Below are 16185 nucleotides of genomic sequence, written 5' to 3'. Positions count from 1 at the left end.
GGAGAGGATCGGTGTCATGAACGACGAAGCTGCCGAAGCGCGGGGCCGGACCACCGAGCCCGGACCGGCCACCGAGCCCGGACCGGCGACCGAACCCGGCCCGGGCAACGAACCGCCGCCGTGGTTCCCGCCCGCCGGCGGTGGTGGTGGTCCCACTTTTGCGCGGGACAAGCTGATCCGCCCCCGCCAGGGCCGCTACCTGGCCGGCGTGAGCGGCGCCCTGGCCCGGGCCACGAACACCGACCCGGTGCTGTGGCGCGTGCTGTTCGCCGTGCTGGGCGTGCTCAGCGGGGTCGGCGTGCTGCTCTACCTGATCGGCTGGCTGGTCATGCCGGCCGAGGGCGACACCGCATCGCCGGTCGAGTCGCTGCTCGGCAAGGGCCGCTCCGGCATGGCGCCCGCCTCGGTGATCCTGCTGGGCGGCGCGGCCGTGCTGTCGTTCGCCTTCATCGTGCAGGACGGCATGCGGGCGAGCCTGCTGGCCTGCGCGGTCATCCTGGGCGCGGTGCTGCTCATCAAGCGCAGCGGCAACGGCCAGCAGCAGCACCAGCAGACCGGCGCCGGTTTTCCGCCGCCACCACCCTTCGAACCGAGCCCGTTCGAGAAGACTGCCGAGTTCGGCGCGGTCCCGCCCGCGGCCGCACCGCCCACCGAACCGGTGACCGTGCCGCCGATGGCCCCACAGCCACCGCCGCAGGCCTACGCCCCGCCCACCGCCGGATACCGGCCGCCGTTCGCGCCGCACGGCCCGTACGCGCGACCCACCCCGCCGACCTATCCGCCCGCACCCCCGCCGCCTCCGGTAGCGGTCAAGGCGCCGAAGCCCCCGCGCGAGAAGTCCAAGCTGGGCCGCCTCACGTTCTTCGCGGTACTCATGGTGATGGGTGTGATCGCGGCGATCGACATGGCCGGCGCGAGCGTCGCCGTCTCCGTCTACTTCGCCGCCGCCCTGATCACGGTCGCGTTGGGCCTCGTCGTCGGCGCCTGGTTCGGCCGGGCCCGCGGGTTGATCGCGCTCGGCATCATCCTCTCGTTCGGCCTGCTGGTCTCGACCGGCACCGAGCGGTGGGGCGGTGAGGTGGGCAACAGCGTCTACCGGCCCGCGGCCCTCACCGCGGTCGCCGACCGCTACGACTTCACGGCCGGCAACGCCACCCTCGACCTGCGCCAGGTCGACTTCGCCGGCCAGGAGCAGAACGTCGTCGTCACGATGAAGTTCGGTCAGATCCGGGTGCTGCTGCCCGCGAACGTCGACACCACCACGCTGCTCCAGGTGCAGAACGGCCGCGCCGTGATCTTCGGCAAGGAGTTCCAGGACGGCGAGATCAACGGTCAGACGCTGACCGACCTCGGCCCGGACGGCGCCGGTGGCGGCACGCTCAAGCTGGACCTGCAGATGGACACGGGCAACGTGGAGGTCATCCGATGAAGCCGCACCGCATGGACGGCGTGTCCCTCAGCTTCGGCGTCCTGTTCCTGCTGGTGGCCGTGTGGTGGGCGGTGTCCCGGGTGGTCACCGTGCACCTGCCCGCGGTGGGCTGGCTGGTCGCCGGCGGTCTGATCGTGTTCGGCGTGATCGGCCTGCTGGGAGCGCTGCGCTCGGCCCGCTCGACGTCCGAGCAGAAGCCCGTACCGGCCGTCGCCGAGCAGCCCGCGGGTCCGGAACTGCCCGGCGATCTGACCCCCGAGGTGCACGCCTCGATCGTCCAGGAGCTGCTGGACGACTCGGTGGAACGGATCACCAAGGAACATCCGGACCTGAAACCGGAGCAGCCGCGCAAAGAGTGAGACGGGACGCGCAATATGCTCGACCGCATGACTGCCTTCCCCGTCGTGTCCCGAGCGCCGATCGTCGGAGTCGGCGTCACGGCCGCCCGAGCCCTCACCGCCGAGTTCGCCCGCCACAACGCGGCCACCTCCGCCATCGTGGCGGGCGCCGACCACGCGTCACCGGTGGTGGCCAGCGCGGTCGAGGCCCTGTTGCCGGGCGACCGGCTCACCCTGGTGGCCGGCGAGCGCAGCACGGCCGACCTGCTGCGCGACCACATCGACGGCCTCGGCAGCTGGATCGCCGACCGGGTCAACGTGGTCGAGACGCTCGACGAGGCCGGCCAGGCCGACGTGGTGATCGTCGGCGAGCCGCTGACCGGCACCGCCGACGACGTCCGCCAAATGCTCGACACACTGGGCAAACACCTCACCGACGGCGGCGTGGTCACCCTCGCCGTCCCGGCCACTCCCGGTCGCACGGGTGGGGCCGCGGCCGAGATGTTCCGGCAGGAGTCGCTCTTCGGGGTCGGCTCCGACCTGGTGGTCCGCAACCAGCCGCCACTGCGCGTGCACAAGCTGCGGTTCACCCCGGCCGACACGCGGGTGGCGGCCACCCTGGCCCCCGCCTACCGGCCGTCCAGCGTGCCGGTCACCCAGAGCATGCACCTCGACTCCAACGGCGTGGCCGCGGCCGGCATCACGCTCGGCCTCGCCGTCGCGGCCCGGATCGCCCGGCCCAAGTCGAAGCTGTGGATGCTGCCCGCGCTGCTGGCGGCCCCGGTGGCGGCGTTCTTCCGCGACCCCGAGCGAGCGCTGCCCGACGACCCGTCCGCGGTCGTGGCGGCGTCCGACGGCCGGGTGCTGTCGGTCGAGCGGATGACCGACGAGCGTTTCGGGCCGGGCGAGTTCCTGCGCATCGCGGTGTTCCTGTCGGTGCTCGACGTGCACGTCAACCGGGTGCCGGTGGCGGGCCGCGTGACCGACTACTTCGTCGAGGACGGCGGCTACGCGAACGCGATGACCGCCGCGGCCGAACACAACGTGGCGGCGTACACGGTGCTCGACACCGACCACGGCACCGTCGCGGTGGTGCAGCGGACCGGCCTGATCGCCCGGCGCATCGTCCAGCGCGTACCGGTGGGCACGCTGGTGGCCCGGGGCGAGCGGATGGGCCTGATCCGCTTCGGCTCCCGCACCGACGTCTACCTGCCCGCCGACCGGGTCGAGCCCCTGGTCAGCGTCAACGACAAGGTCGCCGGCGGCTCGTCCGTCATCGCCCGCTGGCGCTAAATCGGCAGAGCGCCGGCCGGGAACTTTCCGTACTCCCGGCCGGCCCTGGTCAAAGCCAGGACCCCGTTTCCCCGTACGCGGGTGTCGGGCCCCAACTCCGCCGGAGAGATCGACATCGTGGCGGCCACCGCGAGCGCGTCGCAATAGTCGTCGTCGGTCGGCCACTCTTCGGGCGGTAGCTCCTCCATGTCGGCAAACGTAGGTTTCGTCAGCTCGATCGGCAGGCGCTCGCCGATCGGTTCCTCGCCGGCGTCCGAGTAGTGCCGGATCACTTGCCCGCTCTCGGCGATGGTCCAGCCCGAGGAGCCCGTCTGATCGTCGTACCAATAGGCCTGGGCCTGTCCGAAGCGTGTGCTTAGCTCCCGGATCGCGTCGAGCTCCCGGTCCGGCGCCCAGTACCCGAACACGAGCGTCCAGTCGTCCAACTGCGGGCTCACGAAGACAATCGCGCGGCGCCGCTCGTCCGGCCCCGGACCGTGGCTCGCCGACTCCACCGCCGCCCGCCCGAGCCGCATCGTGGCCGGTCGGGGCTCACTCAGGTCGAGCGCCTCGAGCACGGCGGCCTGGTCCCCGGTCGGCAGCGCGAGCCAGCGCCCGCACGGCTCGTCCCCCTCGATCCGCTCGTCGACCAGCTTGACCCGGATGAGCCGCTCCACCGCCGCCCGATCGGCCTCGGAGAACGCCTCGATGCCCCCGACCTCGGCGAGCGCCTGCAACGCGGCGGCCCGGCGCCGGCCCGGCCCGTGGCGGCGCACCCACCGGAGGTCCGAGGCCACGGCGCTCTCGCCGATCTCCCCGAGGGCCCAGATCACCCGCCGGCGCACCTCGTCGTCCTCGTCGTCAAGCAGCGCGACCAGCCCGGGGACGGCCGGCGCACCGAATTCCCCGCAGTACTGGATGCCCAGAGCAGCGTTCTCGCGCACCCGTGGGCTGGGGTGGCCGAGCGCCCCGACATAGTCGTCGAGCAGGTCGACCCCGAAGCCCATGAAGGCCCAGCCGCACCGCCGCTCGACCTCCCGCGTGGGCGCCGCGGCGATCCCCTCGGCCAGCGGGGCGAAGGCGGGCCGGCCGATCGAGCGCAACACCATGCCGATGTCACTCCAGCCGACCGGTGACCCTTCGTCGAACAGCTCGGCAATCAGCGGCCCGACGGCATCGGCCCCGAGCGCAACGAGCTCGGCGCGGGCCGCCTGCCCGTCGGTGGAGAGCCGAAACATCAGTTCGCGCACAGCCGGAGCCTAGTGAGAAAGCAAACAGGCCGCCCCCTCGATGGGGACGGCCTGTCGAGAAACTGCTTAGGCGCGCTTCGTGCGCATCCACATGATCGGGCCGCTGATCAGGTACGCGGCGACCAGCATGACGAAAGTCAGGCGGACGTCGATCAAGGCACCCACCACCGGCAGCAGCCAGAACCAGGCCGGCAGGCGGACCAGGCGGGCGAGTTTCGCGTACGGGAAGCTCGACACCATGGCGAAAGCCATCAGCGCCACCCCGCCCAGGATGACCACGCCGGGCAGCGGCAGGTCGATCAGCACGGTCACCGCGAGCACGGCCGCGACCAGCGTGGTGGGCACGCCGGAGAAGAACTTGCCGTCCTTCGGTGACACGTTGAAGCGGGCCAGCCGGATCGCGGCGCAGGCGGCCACCATGATGCAGGCCACCGCGGCGGCCGGGGTCGGCACGCTGTGCTCGAGCGAGGCGTAGACCACCACGGGCGCGGCCAGGCCGAACGAGCACATGTCGGCCAGCGAGTCCATCTGGGCGCCGAACGGGCTCGACACGCCCAGCTTGCGGGCCAGGGCGCCGTCGAGGCCGTCGAAGGCCACGCAGGCGACCAGGAAGGCGGCGGCCAGGTGGACCTGGTCGTTCATCGCCAGGAAGATCGCCAGCAGACCCAGGCCCAGGCTGGACAGGGTGCACGCGTTGACGACGGCGAAGCGGAGGCGGCGGGCCGCGGTCTGCTCGCCGGGCAGCAGCGAGGAGGACTCCTCGGCCGCCGACGGGACCGCCAGATGCGGCGCGACCGGCCCGATCAGCCTGGTGGTGTGCTCGGCACCCGTGTAGATGACTTCGGCCCGGGTGGCGGTGGCGGCCCGGCCGGAGTTCCGGCCACCCACCCGCACCAGCAGGGCCTGCCGCGCGATGGTTCCGCTGCGGCGCAACCGGCCTGCCCAACGACGACCGGCGGGACGGGGACTATCCGTCGTACGACGCCGGCGCCAAGGGGTTCTCGGCACGTGCTTCCTCCATGGGTCGGTGGTCCACCGGTGGACGCGGTGGGTTGTGGCCCGGTAGCCCGCCGCACATACGGACCGGGGAAATTGCGGGTTATACCTTCGCACAGCAAAACGATGTTGGCGAGGAGTCAATTCAGCCCGCGGGACAGGCCACGGTCACCTCTCCCTGTCCAGATTTTAACTCGCCGCCTCCGCCGCGATCCGCGCTACGGCCGTGGCGGCGGGTTCGGTGAGGTCAAGCCGGGTCGCGTCGGCGAGTGTGAACCAGCGTGCCTCGGCCGTGGATCCGCCCGCTTCCTCGGTCACCACGGGTGCTGTCGGCGCCTCCACCCGCACCCGGAACAGGACACGGATGACGTGCCAGTCCATCGGGGTGCCTTCCGGGCCGAGAGCTGCGGGATCGTAGCGGTGCGACACGCCCAGCAGGCCGGTCACCCGCCCGCGCTGGGAGGTCTCCTCGATCATCTCGCGGGTCAGCGCCGCCTCGGGGGTCTCGCCGTGGTCGGTGCCGCCGCCGGGCAGGTGCCAGCGGCCGGCGCCGGGATAGCCCTCGGCGATCCGGGTGAGCAGAATCCGCCCGTTCGGGTCGGTCGCGCCGCCGTACGCACCAAAGCGCTGTACTTGCGAGGGACGTGCCAGCTCCTGAGCTTCGTCCGGTTTGTCGGACTCGCCCACCGGCCGCCCCAGCAGGCCGGCCGTGAACGGCATGAGCGGCAGGTCGGCAATCCGGGAAGTCGGCACCCACTCCACGGTCTCGGTGGTGCCGGCCGCCTCCGGGCGCAGCGATCCGCCGACCACGGTGACGTCGTAGATGATCCGGTCGGTGTGCTCGAAGTCGCCGCCGGGCAGCCGGAAGACGTCCGCGGTCACGTTGTGGAGGCCGACGATCCGTACAGACAGACCGGTCTCCTCACCGAACTCGCGCACGACCGCGTGGTCGGGGTGCTCGCCCTGCTCGACGCCGCCGCCGGGCAGGGTCCAGAGGCCGGGAAAACTGCTGAGCGGCGAGTTCCGGGCGAGCAGCACCCGCCCGGATTCATCGCGACATATCCCGTACGCCCCGACCCGTCTGATCTTCACCGGGCCTAGATTAGTCCCGCCTTACGAAGAGCCTCCGCGGTCACCTCGGTCAGCTCGTCCTCGGGCAGGTCGGCGACCTCCTTGACCGGCACCCAGCGGGCCTCGGAGGTGGAGCCGCCGACGTCGCGGATCTCGACCTCGGTCGGCCGGTCGACGATCACCCGGTAGAAGGCGCGCACGCCGTGCCAGTCGATCGGGTAGCCCTCGGGGCCGAGCGAGGCCGCGTCGCGGTGGCTGGCCACGCCGAGCAGCTCGATCAGCCGGCCCTCCTGACCCGTCTCCTCGACAAGCTCGCGGATCAGCGCGGTGCCGGGCTGCTCGCCGTAGTCGGTGCCGCCGCCGGGCAGGTGCCAGCGCCCCTCTCCGGGGTAACCCGGAGCGATCCGGGTCAGCAGCAGGCTGGCGTCGTGCGGGTCGGTGGCGATGGCGTACGCGGCGAAGCGCTGGGCCCGGTGCAGCCCATCGGGCCCCGGGTGGGCATAGAACGACGGGAACGTCGGCGCCACCTCGGGGCGCAGGTCGGCCGAGGCACTGCTCAGCCCGAGCGCGTCTGCCGTGAACTGCCGGAGTTTGAGACGCTCGGCTTCCTCGAGCGTGTGCCACCGGGCCAGGTCGGTGGGGTGACCGACGCGGTCGAGGATCGTCCCGCCCCGGATCGAGACCGCGTAGATGAGCCGGTCGGTGTGGATGGTGACGCCGCGGTGCGGCAGCGAGCGCATGTCGGCCAGCACGTCACGCAGGCCGGTGACGGCCACGGACAGTCCGGTCTCGGCGGCCGTCTCGCGGACGACGGTGTGGTTGGGGTCTTCGCCGTGATCCACGGCGCCGCCGGGCAGCGACCAGACGCCCGGCGTGCCGGACTTGCTGGAGGCACGCACGAGCAGCACGCGGCCCTCGTCGTCAGTGGCGACGGCGTAGGCGGCGATCCGGCGGAGCGGTTCGAGTGCGGGGGTCACGGCGGCATTCTGCCCGGAATATGTTAACTCCAGAAATCGTCTGTCGGATTCCTGACAGGTGGTTCGCGCTGTGTAACCGCTGATCAGAGCACCATTAGGCACAATGGGCCCACGATCCACTACTTTGCGTGAGGGCTATTTCAGGGTACGTATCGGGGTGCTCACCGAGGTCGCCAGGGCCCCCGCGCGGCCACCATGGGGGCATGACACAGCTCCCCGACGGCGGCCTCCAGACCCCGTACAAGCAACTCCGCCGACCCCTCGACGACCGTCTCGCGGCGGGCGTCTGCAGCGGTGTCGCCCGCTACTTCGGCATCGACCCGGTGCTCGTGCGGGTGGCCTTCGCGCTGCTCGCAGTGATCACCGCGGGCGCGGCGCTGATCGCCTACCCGATCATGTGGTTCGTGATGCCGGAAGAGCCCGGACCGTCGTGGCCGGGCTCTCCGTCGGCCGACCAGGGGCCGCAGCAGTAGTGGTGGGTCACTCCCACTCGATGGTGCCCGGCGGCTTGCTCGTCACGTCGAGCACCACGCGGTTGACCTCGCGCACCTCGTTGGTGATGCGGGTCGAGATCTTGGCGATCACGTCGTAGGGCAGGCGTGACCAGTCGGCGGTCATCGCGTCTTCGCTCGAGACCGGCCGCAGCACGACCGGGTGCCCGTAGGTGCGGCCGTCGCCCTGCACGCCCACGCTGCGCACGTCGGCCAGCAGCACCACCGGGAACTGCCAGACGTCACGGTCGAGGCCGGCCGCCGTCAGCTCCTCACGGGCGATCAGGTCGGCCGCGCGCAGCAGGTCGAGCCGCTCCCGGTCGACCGCGCCGATGATGCGGATGGCCAGGCCGGGGCCGGGGAACGGGTGCCGCTGCACCATTTCCTCGGGCAGACCCAGCTCGGCCCCGAGGGCGCGCACCTCATCCTTGAACAGGGTGCGCAGCGGCTCGATGAGCGCGAACTGCAGATCGTCGGGCAGGCCGCCGACGTTGTGGTGCGACTTGATGTTCGCCGTGCCGGTGCCGCCACCCGACTCGACCACGTCGGGATAGAGCGTGCCCTGCACCAGGAACTCGATGTGCCGCTCGGCGTCGAGCTCGCGGGCCGCCGCCTCGAACGCGCGGATGAACTCGCGACCGATGATCTTGCGCTTCTGCTCGGGGTCGGTGACCCCGGCCAGGTGGCCCAGGAACACGTCGGCCGCCTCGACCACCTTGAGCCGGGCGCCGGTGGCGGCCACGAAGTCCTTCTCGACCTGCTCGGCCTCGCCCGCGCGGAGCAGGCCGTGGTCGACGAAGACACAGGTCAGCTGGTCGCCGATGGCCCGCTGGACGAGCGCGGCGGCGACCGCCGAGTCGACCCCGCCGGACAGCCCGCAGATCACCTGCTTGTCGCCGACCTGCGCGCGGATCGCGGCCACCTGGTCCTCGATGATGTTGCCCGGGGTCCAGGTCGGTTCGAGGCCGGCGATGTCGTAGAGGAAACGCTTGAGCATCTCCTGGCCCTGCTCGGTGTGCGCCACCTCGGGGTGGAACTGCACGCCGGCGCGGCGGGTGTTGAGGTCTTCGAACGCGGCCACGGGAGCGCCCGGGGTCGAGGCGGTGACCGCGAAGCCCTGCGGCGCCACGGCCACGCTGTCGCCGTGGCTCATCCAGACCGGCAGACCGTCGGGCAGCTCGCGCAGCAGCGTGCCGCCCTGGGCGGTGAGCAGGGTGCGGCCGTATTCGCGCGAACCGGTGTGCGCGACCGTGCCGCCGAGGGCCTGGGCCATCGCCTGGAAGCCGTAGCAGATGCCGAAGACGGGCACCTCGTTGTCGAACAGCGCCGGGTCGAGGCCGGGCGCGCCGGGCTCGTAGACGCTGGACGGGCCGCCGGACAGGATGATCGCGGCCGGATCCTTGGCCAGCATCTCGGCGACCGGCATCGAGTGCGGGACGATCTCGGAATAGACCCGAGCCTCTCGCACGCGGCGGGCGATCAGCTGGGCGTATTGCGCGCCGAAGTCGACGACGAGAACCGGGCGGGGAGTACTCACCGGCCGAGTTTACCGTTGGCGACCCGCACGTTCCCGGCCCGGTCGACCGCCCGGACGACCACGGTCCGCGCCTTCCGCGGCAGGGCGAAACGGTGCGTGGCCGCGACCGAACGCGCCGTGACACGACCGTTGACGACCAGCTCGAGCCGGGCGATGCCGGACGGGTCGGTGGCCCGGGCGGTGACGTAGCGCTTGGCCTTCACGAGCCGCAGGACGGGAGCGGTACGGTCGGGCGGGGCGATCTTCACGAAGCGCTTCAGCGCCGCCAGCGCGTCGACGCGGCCGGACGCCTGGGACTTCGTGGCGATCAGGGCGGCGCGGATCTGGGCCGCCGTCGGCGCCGGGCTGGTCGACGCCAGCAGGCCCGCCACGCCGGCCACGAACGGGGTCGCCGACGACGTGCCGCAGTACGGCCCGACCACGCCGGACGGACCCTGGGCCGGGTTGCAGCCCGGCCCGGTGACGCCGACCCAGTCGCCGTAGTTGGACCAGTCGTAGCGGGCCCCGGTGTCGGTGACCCCGCCGACCGCGAGGACGGTCGGGATGGCCGCCGGATAGTGCGGGGTCGAGACGCCCCGGTTGCCCGCCGCCGCCACGACCAGCGCGCCCTTGCTGTCGGCATAGGCCACCGCGTCGCGCAGGATCGGGCTGTCGTCGGAGCCGCCCAGCGACAGGCTGATCACGCCGGCGCCGCGGTCGGCCGCCCAGCGGATGCCGAGGGCGATGTCGGAGTAGCTGCCGCCGCCCTTGGCGTCGAGCACCTTGACCGGCAGGATCCGGCACGACCAGCAGACCCCGGCGATTCCCGTACGATTCCCACCCGCCGCCGCGATCACGGTGGCCGCCATCGTGCCGTGCCCGTTGTCGTCGGACGCGTCGTCGTCATGGTTGACGAAGTCCTTGCCCGGCAGCAGCCGACCGGCCAGGTCGGGCAGCGCGCTCACCCCGGTGTCGATCACGGCCACGGTGACCCGCGACGACCCGTGCGTCACCGCCCAGGCGTCGGTCACGTGGGTCTGGCGCAGCCCCCACGCGGGCGCCTCCTCGGCTGCCCGAGCCGGCGCGGCGACCAGCATCGACGCACCGACGACAAGACCGGCGATCAGCTTGCGCATGGGACCTCACAACACGAAAGGAGCCGGCCACGGTGGCCGGCTCCTTCACGTTCGGTCCCTGATCCGATCGCCCGGTCTATTCACCGGTGCGATCAGGGTGTTCAGCGGGTGTAGCTGTACTTCGTCGACAGGGCCGAGTTGCCGGCCTTGTCGTAGGTGCGCACCTGCACGGTGAAGCTCTTCGGCACCGCGGTGGTGCCGAACCGGAACGGCGTCGTCGAGGTGTGCGTCTGCGCCACCTTGCCGTTGAGCAGCAGCTCGTAGCGGGCGATGCCGTACTGGTCGGAGCCGGTGTAGCCGATCGACACCGTGCCCGACAGCTTCGAGCCGCTCTTGGGCGCGGAGGTGATCCGCGAACTCGGCGCCGTGTTGTCGATCGTGATCGTGTTGCTCACGATCTGGTAGTTGCCGGCCTTGTCGAAGACCCGCATCTCGACCTTGGTCGGGCCCTTCGAGGTGCTGAAGTTCAGGCTGATCCCGAACGGCGCGTTGCGGCTGTAGGACCGGAACTCCCCGTTCACCCAGAGCGTCGTCTTCTGGATGCCCGAGCGGTCGTCCTTGAGGTTGACCGGGCTCACCGCGAAGGTGCCGCGCTTGATCGAGCCGTTGGCCGGGGTGATGCCGCTCAGGGTCGGCTTCGTGGTGTCGGTCGGCACCCCGAACGAGGCCGGGATGTCGATCAGACCGTAGTTGACGCCACCGTTGGTCAGCTTGTGGGCCGACGCGCCCTTGTAGATCGAGCTCGCCAGCGACCAGCCGGTGTAGGTCGGGTTCTGCGTCTTCACCAGCGCCGCGGCACCGGCCACGATCGGGGATGCGAACGACGTGCCCTGGGTGCCGGTGTTGTAGTTGCCCTGCCGGTCCATGGCCAGCACGTTGCCCGGGGCGGCCACGTCGACCCAGGTGTCGCCCGCCTTGTTGTAGGACGAGTAGCTCGACCGGGTGGTGGTGCCGGTCGTGCAGTCGGGGTCGGTCGCGAAGGCCGGGCAGCGGTTGGTCGCGGCCACTGTCAGCACGTCGGCGTAGGCCGCCGGGTACTGCTTGGTGGTGTTGCCGGCGTTGCCCGCCGCCGCCACCACGAGCGCGCTGTTCATGTTCGCGTAGGCCACCGCGTCGGACAGCACCTTGGTCGAGGCCGGACCGCCGAGCGACAGGTTCAGGATCTTGGCGCCGTGCTGGACGGCCCAGATGATGCCCTGGGCGACGTCGCTGTCGGTGCCCTCACCGTTGGCGTCGAGCACCTTGACCGGCATGATCTTGCAGGTCCAGCAGACGCCGGCCATGCCCTTGCCGTTGTTGCCGCGCGCGCCGATCAGCGAGGCGACGGCGGTGCCGTGGCCCTCGTTGTCGGTCGTGGTCGTGTTGTTGCTGACGAAGTTGTAGCCCGCCACGGTCGCGCCGACCAGGTCGCCCACCGGGGTGACACCGGTGTCGATCACGGCCACGGTCACCGCGGAGCCGGTGGTGGTGTCCCACGCCGCCGGCGCCTTGATGACGTGCATCTCGTTCTGCTTGCTGAACGAGGGGTCGTTGGGCGTGAGGTCGAACGCGGCGACCCGCGCTTCCTTCTCGACGTAGGCCACATTGGGGTCGCTCTTCAGCGCGGCGATCATCGAGGCCGAGCGCTCGCCCGGCACGGTCACCCGCGCGGCGTTGATCGCGGAGAGCGCCGACGTGGCGGCACCGGCCGCGGTCGTGATGCGCGCACCGGCAACGGACATCGTGCGGGCGGCGGCGGTGCGGTCGGCGCCGTCCTTGTAACCCACGACGAGGCGTACGGGCCCGGTCGGGGTCTTGGTCGTGTTGTCGGCGGCCAGGGCCCAGGTCGTCACGCCGGTCATCGCCACGACGACGCCGGTGGAGATGAGACCGACGGTGACCCGTCGTTTGTTGAGCTTCATTGAAGCGTGTGCCTCCCCCGTTGATTCGCGGCGGTCAGCGTACGGGCGAACCCGCCAAAAGCAATGACCGGTTTCACATTCCGAGATCACAGGAGATTGAGCTGCGGATCATGCTGGCTTACTGTTCCGGAATGCGGAACAACAGGGTGGTTCTGTGGATCGCCGGGGCGGTTGTCCTGGTGGTCCTGGCCGGCGGCGGCATCGCCTGGGCGCGGCATTCGTCATCGGAGAAGCAGGCCGCGAACCCAGCCGCGCCCACCACGACACCATCGGCCGAGCCCACCACCCCGGCCCCCTCGCCCGGCGCCGACATCACCGGACCGCTCGACCTGGTGCTGATCGGCGTCGACACAAGGGTCTCGATCCCCGGGTGGGAGCCGCACGCCGACGCCATCATGCTGCTGCACGTCGAGCCGGGGCTGAAGTCGGCCTATCTCTACTCGATCCCCCGCGACACCCGGGTGGCCATCCCCGGGCACGGCACCCACAAGATCACCGAGGCCATGAGCCGCGGTTCGAAGGTCGCGGGCAGCAAGGAGCCGAACGTCGAGAAGGGCTACCAGCTGCTGACGAAGACGCTCAGCGCGTACACCGGAATCAAGCAGTTCCAGGCCGGGGCGATCCTCAACTTCGGCGGCCTGGCCCGGCTCACCGACCAGCTCGGCGGGGTCGACCTGGTGATCGACCGCGAGGTGAAGTCGCGGCACAAGAAGCCGGACGGCACGAACCGGCCGCTGCGGGGTGGCGACTACGTCGGACCGCAGGCCGTCTACCAGCCGGGCCGGCAGCACCTGGTCGGCTGGCAGGCGATCGACTACGCGCGGCAACGGTACGGGCTGCCCGACGGCGACTACGACCGGCAGCGGCACCAGCGGCAACTGGTCACGGCCCTGCTCACCAAGGCGCTCGGCCAGGGCCTGCCGACCGACCCGGCCAAGCTCGACCAGGTCGTCGCCGCGCTCGGGGACACGCTGGTCTATCTCGGCGGACGCCGGCCGGTCGAATACGCGTACGCCCTGCGCGACCTCGCCCCGACCGAGATCACCCGGGTCAGCCTGCCCGGCCGGGGTGTCGGCCGGGGCAGCGGCTATCTCGGCGAGCAGCTCACCGACGAGGGCCGCGGCTTCCTCAAGGCCGTCGCCGCGGGCCAGGCCGCGACCTACCTGACGAGCCACCCGAAGCTGGTCGACAAGTAGGCCTTAGGGCTTGGCCGGCTTGCCCTCGGTGAACAACCACGACTTGAAGAACTCGTCGAGCTGCTTGCCCGAGATCTGCTCGGCCATGGCGATCAGGTCGTCGGTGCTCGCGTTGCCGTCCTTGTGCTCGCTGGTCCACCGCTTGAGCAGCTGGTCGAACGCGGCGTCGCCGATGGTGCGCTGCAACGCGTAGACCGTCATGCCGCCGCGCTGATAGACCGCGTTGCCGAAGATGCGGTTGGCACCGGGGTCGCCGGCCTCGCCGGGCTGGTCCCACGGATAGTTGTCGTAGACGTCGTCGAAGCTCTGCTGCAGGGTGCTGGTGCCCTCGTGGTCGGACCACAACCATTCCGCGTACGTGGCGAAGCCCTCGTTGAGCCAGATGTCCTGCCACTTCTCCAGGGCCACGCTGTCGCCGAACCACTGGTGGGCCAGCTCATGGGCGATCACGCTCTCGTTCGCGCCGTTGCCGAAGAAAGCCGGGCCGTAGACCGGGCGGCTCTGCGTCTCGAGCGCGTAACCGATGCGCCGGTCGTCGACCGCCACCCCGCCGTTGGCGTCGAACGGATAGGGACCGAACTTGGTGGCCAGGAAGTCGGTGATCTCGCCGGTCTTGGCCAGCGACTGCGCGGCCGGGCCGTTGGCGGGCAGCGACTCGGCCACCGCGAGCACCATCGGCTTGCCGTCGTGGGTGCTGGTGGTGACGCGGTACTGACCGATCACGACCATCGACAGGTAACTGGCCATCGGGGCGCTCTCCGACCAGTTCCAGGTGGTCCAGCCGCCGGTGGTGGTGTGCTGCCCGGGCACGCCGTTGCTGATCGCCTCGACGCCCTCGGGCACCGTGATCGCGAGCTTGAAGGTGGCCTTGTCGAGCGGGTGGTCGTTGACCGGGAACCAGGTGCTGGCCGACTCCGGCTGACCGAGCGCGATGGCGCCGTCGGGACTGGCCAACCAGCCGCCCTCGCCGAGCACGGCGGTGCCGATCTGGCCGGGCACGCCGCCGTACTCGATCACCGTGGTGAACGCCCGGCCCTTCGTCAGCCCGGTGGCCGGGGTGATGGTGAGCTCGGCCCCGGACGCCGACGAACTGGCCCGTACGCCGTCGACCGTCACGTTCCGAGCGGACAACTTGGACAGATCGAGGTTGAAGCGCGACAGGTCCTGAGTGGCCGTGGCGGTGATCGTCGCCGTGCCGGTGAGCTGGTCGCTCGCCGGGTCGTAGCGCACCTTCAGGTCGTAACCGGCCACGTCGTAACCGCCGTTGCCGTACTTCGGGAAGTACGGGTCGCCGATGCCCTCCGCACCGGGCGCGAACACCGGCGCGGAGGACGGGGACGGGGCCGGCGCGGGCTCCTCGTCGGTGGAGCAGCCCGCGATCGCCAGCACGACACAGAGAGATCCGGCAATACCCGCACGCTTCATGGACGCGAGGTTAGCGCCGTCGTTCGAAAAGCCGGGGAAAGGCCTCAGCGGTCGAGGACCAGCGCGACCTTCTGGAACTCCTTGACGTCGCGGTAGCCGCACTTGGCCATCGCGCGCCGGAGCCCGCCGAACAGGTTGAGCTGCCCGTCGGCCCGGTTGGCCGGGCCGTAGAGCAGCTCCTCGAGCGTGCCGTCGGGGTCGCCGGCGATGCAGAACCCGCCGCGCGGCAGCTGCGGGTGGCTGGCCGCCGAGTGCCACCAGGCGCCGCCGGCCGGGGCGCCCTCGGCCAGCGAGAGCGGCTCGCCCAGCATCACCGCGTCGGCGCCGCAGCCGATCGCCTTGGCGATGTCGCCCGAGGTCGAGATGCCACCGTCGGCGATCAGGTGGACATAGCGGCCACCGGTCTCGTCGAGGTAGTCACGACGGGCGGCCGCGGCGTCGGCGATCGCGGTCGCCATCGGCACCCGGATGCCGAGCACGGTGTCGGTGGTCGACCACTCGTCGGCGCCGACGCCCACGATCACACCGGCCGCGCCCGTACGCATCAGGTGCAGCGCCGTCTTGTAGTCGGTGCAGCCGCCGACGATGACCGGCAGATCGAGGTCGGCGATGAACTCCTTGAGGTTGAGCGGCTCGTCGGTGACCGACACGTGCTCGGCGCTGACCAGGGTGCCCTGGATGACGAGCAGGTCGATGCCGGCGTCGAGCACGACCGGGGCCAGCGCGAGGGTGTGCTGCGGCGACACCCGCACGGCCACGGTGATGCCGCCCTCGCGCATGGTGCGCACACGCTCGGCGATCAACTCGGGCTTGATCGGCTCGGAGTAGACCTCCTGCAGCCGGCGGGTGGCGTCGGCGTCCTCGTCGAGCGAGGCCAGCTCCTCCAGGATCTTGGTCGGGTCTTCGTACCGCGTCCACAGGCCCTCGGCGTTGAGCACGCCCAGGCCGCCGAGGCGGCCCAGGGCGATCGCGGACTCCGGGCTCATGGTCGCGTCGGACGGGTGCGCGACGCAGGGGATCTTGAAGGGATAGGCGTCGAGGCGCCACTCGGTGGACACGTCGTCCACGTCGCGGGTGCGGCGGCTCGGGACGATGGCGATGTCGTCCAGGTGGTATCCGCGCTGAGCGGTCTTGCCGAGACCGATCTCCACGACGTCACGCATTTCAAGATCCTCTACAGAATGGGA

General features: G+C 71.1%; 14 protein-coding genes. 5 read left to right on the top strand and 9 right to left on the bottom strand.

What is annotated here, in order from left to right; genetic code table 11:
- Positions 1-16 precede the first annotated feature (16 nt).
- The 3 genes from KOI35_RS35025 to KOI35_RS35015 are packed head-to-tail and all read left to right on the top strand — an operon-like array spanning position 17 to position 3060.
- Positions 17-1429, top strand: a complete 1413-nt coding sequence (locus tag KOI35_RS35025; RefSeq protein WP_215792972.1) for a PspC domain-containing protein — start codon at positions 17-19, stop codon at positions 1427-1429.
- On the top strand, positions 1426-1788 hold the full coding sequence (locus KOI35_RS35020) for a phage holin family protein (RefSeq protein ID WP_215792971.1): 363 nt from the start codon (positions 1426-1428) through the stop codon (positions 1786-1788). Before KOI35_RS35025 ends, KOI35_RS35020 begins: the two co-directional genes overlap by 4 nt.
- Before the next feature lie 27 nt (positions 1789-1815).
- Positions 1816-3060 carry a phosphatidylserine decarboxylase gene (locus KOI35_RS35015; RefSeq protein ID WP_215792970.1) on the top strand — a complete coding sequence of 415 codons (1245 nt, stop codon included), beginning with the start codon at positions 1816-1818 and terminating at the stop codon, positions 3058-3060.
- Here KOI35_RS35015 and KOI35_RS35010 read toward each other — a convergent pair.
- The 4 genes from KOI35_RS35010 to KOI35_RS34995 form a co-directional block, all read right to left on the bottom strand.
- Complete coding sequence (locus tag KOI35_RS35010; RefSeq protein WP_215792969.1) at positions 3057-4289, bottom strand: HEAT repeat domain-containing protein; 1233 nt, start codon at positions 4287-4289, stop codon at positions 3057-3059. The genes KOI35_RS35015 and KOI35_RS35010 overlap by 4 nt on opposite strands.
- A gap of 66 nt (positions 4290-4355) precedes the next feature.
- Positions 4356-5222, bottom strand: coding sequence for a CDP-alcohol phosphatidyltransferase family protein (locus tag KOI35_RS35005; protein WP_215792968.1), 867 nt, complete (start codon positions 5220-5222; stop codon positions 4356-4358).
- A gap of 252 nt (positions 5223-5474) precedes the next feature.
- On the bottom strand, positions 5475-6377 hold the full coding sequence (locus KOI35_RS35000) for an NUDIX hydrolase (protein WP_215792967.1): 903 nt from the start codon (positions 6375-6377) through the stop codon (positions 5475-5477).
- Positions 6378-6382: 5 nt separating this feature from the next.
- Complete coding sequence (locus KOI35_RS34995) at positions 6383-7333, bottom strand: NUDIX domain-containing protein (protein WP_215792966.1); 951 nt, start codon at positions 7331-7333, stop codon at positions 6383-6385.
- A 203-nt stretch (positions 7334-7536) separates the two neighbouring features.
- Here KOI35_RS34995 and KOI35_RS34990 point away from each other — a divergent pair, with 203 nt between their 5' ends.
- Positions 7537-7806: a PspC domain-containing protein gene (locus KOI35_RS34990; protein WP_215792965.1), complete on the top strand. Its 270-nt coding sequence runs from the start codon at positions 7537-7539 to the stop codon at positions 7804-7806.
- 7 nt (positions 7807-7813) lie between these two features.
- Here the strand turns inward: KOI35_RS34990 and guaA are convergent, their stop codons facing one another.
- From guaA to KOI35_RS34975, 3 genes are all read right to left on the bottom strand, one after another.
- Positions 7814-9361, bottom strand: coding sequence for a glutamine-hydrolyzing GMP synthase (gene guaA, locus KOI35_RS34985; protein WP_215792964.1), 1548 nt, complete (start codon positions 9359-9361; stop codon positions 7814-7816).
- Complete coding sequence (locus KOI35_RS34980; protein ID WP_215792963.1) at positions 9358-10476, bottom strand: S8 family serine peptidase; 1119 nt, start codon at positions 10474-10476, stop codon at positions 9358-9360. Before KOI35_RS34980 ends, guaA begins: the two co-directional genes overlap by 4 nt.
- Before the next feature lie 101 nt (positions 10477-10577).
- Positions 10578-12377 carry a S8 family serine peptidase gene (locus tag KOI35_RS34975; RefSeq protein ID WP_215792962.1) on the bottom strand — a complete coding sequence of 600 codons (1800 nt, stop codon included), beginning with the start codon at positions 12375-12377 and terminating at the stop codon, positions 10578-10580.
- Between the two features lie 131 nt (positions 12378-12508).
- Here KOI35_RS34975 and KOI35_RS34970 point away from each other — a divergent pair, with 131 nt between their 5' ends.
- Complete coding sequence (locus tag KOI35_RS34970; protein ID WP_215792961.1) at positions 12509-13573, top strand: LCP family glycopolymer transferase; 1065 nt, start codon at positions 12509-12511, stop codon at positions 13571-13573.
- A gap of 3 nt (positions 13574-13576) precedes the next feature.
- Here KOI35_RS34970 and KOI35_RS34965 read toward each other — a convergent pair whose 3' ends face one another.
- Together KOI35_RS34965 and KOI35_RS34960 are read right to left on the bottom strand one after the other, a co-directional pair.
- Positions 13577-14998, bottom strand: coding sequence for a M1 family metallopeptidase (locus tag KOI35_RS34965; protein ID WP_215792960.1), 1422 nt, complete (start codon positions 14996-14998; stop codon positions 13577-13579).
- 44 nt (positions 14999-15042) lie between these two features.
- Positions 15043-16161 (bottom strand): GuaB3 family IMP dehydrogenase-related protein, encoded by a 1119-nt coding sequence (locus KOI35_RS34960; protein WP_215792959.1) that lies wholly within the window; start codon positions 16159-16161, stop codon positions 15043-15045.
- Positions 16162-16185: the final 24 nt, after the last annotated feature.

It is taken from the genome of Paractinoplanes bogorensis (genome assembly GCF_018829635.1).
GTDB classification, from domain to species: domain Bacteria; phylum Actinomycetota; class Actinomycetes; order Mycobacteriales; family Micromonosporaceae; genus Actinoplanes; species Actinoplanes bogorensis.
The sequence above is the reverse complement of the archived record's forward strand: the minus strand, read 5'-3'. Positions and strand labels throughout refer to the sequence as shown.

Excerpts from the sequence above, each read along its gene's own strand:
- KOI35_RS35025 (WP_215792972.1), top strand. The coding sequence starts at position 17 with ATGAACGACGAAGCTGCCGAAGCGCGGGGCCGGACCACCGAGCCCGGA.
- KOI35_RS35020 (WP_215792971.1), top strand. The coding sequence starts at position 1,426 with ATGAAGCCGCACCGCATGGACGGCGTGTCCCTCAGCTTCGGCGTCCTG.
- KOI35_RS35015 (WP_215792970.1), top strand. The coding sequence starts at position 1,816 with ATGACTGCCTTCCCCGTCGTGTCCCGAGCGCCGATCGTCGGAGTCGGC.
- KOI35_RS34990 (WP_215792965.1), top strand. The coding sequence starts at position 7,537 with ATGACACAGCTCCCCGACGGCGGCCTCCAGACCCCGTACAAGCAACTC.
- KOI35_RS34980 (WP_215792963.1), bottom strand. The coding sequence starts at position 10,476 with ATGCGCAAGCTGATCGCCGGTCTTGTCGTCGGTGCGTCGATGCTGGTC.
- KOI35_RS34975 (WP_215792962.1), bottom strand. The coding sequence starts at position 12,377 with ATGAAGCTCAACAAACGACGGGTCACCGTCGGTCTCATCTCCACCGGC.
- KOI35_RS34970 (WP_215792961.1), top strand. The coding sequence starts at position 12,509 with ATGCGGAACAACAGGGTGGTTCTGTGGATCGCCGGGGCGGTTGTCCTG.
- KOI35_RS34965 (WP_215792960.1), bottom strand. The coding sequence starts at position 14,998 with ATGAAGCGTGCGGGTATTGCCGGATCTCTCTGTGTCGTGCTGGCGATC.
- KOI35_RS34960 (WP_215792959.1), bottom strand. The coding sequence starts at position 16,161 with ATGCGTGACGTCGTGGAGATCGGTCTCGGCAAGACCGCTCAGCGCGGA.